1 protein-coding gene is annotated in these 578 nt (G+C 75.6%); it reads left to right on the top strand.

All coding sequences use genetic code 11. From position 1 onward, the window contains the following. The coding region (gene dprA, locus A612_RS13955; protein ID WP_019375074.1) for a DNA-processing protein DprA at positions 1–578 on the top strand (578 nt) is incomplete at both ends.

Raw genomic sequence — 578 nt, 5'->3', positions numbered from 1 at the left:
AGGCCAGCTTGGCGGTGGTCGGCAGCCGCAACCCCACCGCCCAAGGCGCGGAGAACGCGCGCCAGTTCGCCCGCGCCCTGCATGCCAGCGGGCTGTGCATCGTCTCGGGGCTGGCGCGTGGCGTGGATGCGGCGGCGCACGAGGGAGCGCTCGCGGCCGCCGAGGCGTCCGGCGCTGCACTCGCGCCCTCGACCATCGCGGTGGTCGGCACCGGACTGGACCGCGTCTACCCGAGTGCGCACCGCGACCTCGCCCACCGCATCGCCCGCCGTGGGCTGCTGGTGAGCGAGTACCCATTGGGCACGCCGCCACTGCCGGGCAACTTCCCGCGCCGCAACCGCATCATCTCCGGCCTGTCGTGCGGCACGCTGGTGGTCGAGGCGGCGCTGGCCTCCGGCTCGCTGGTCACGGCCCGGCTGGCGGCCGAGCAGGGGCGCGAGGTGTTCGCCATTCCCGGCTCGATCCACGCGCCGCAGTCGCGCGGCTGCCACGCGCTGATCCGCCAGGGCGCCAAGCTGGTGGAGACGGCGCAGGACGTGCTGGAGGAGCTGCGGCCGCAGCTGCCGCTGGCGCAGCGG

Origin of the sequence: Melaminivora alkalimesophila (genome assembly GCF_000282995.1) — a bacterium.
Classification (GTDB): domain Bacteria; phylum Pseudomonadota; class Gammaproteobacteria; order Burkholderiales; family Burkholderiaceae_C; genus Melaminivora; species Melaminivora alkalimesophila.
Note: the sequence above shows the minus strand (reverse complement) of the source record. Positions and strands in the feature narration are given on the sequence as shown.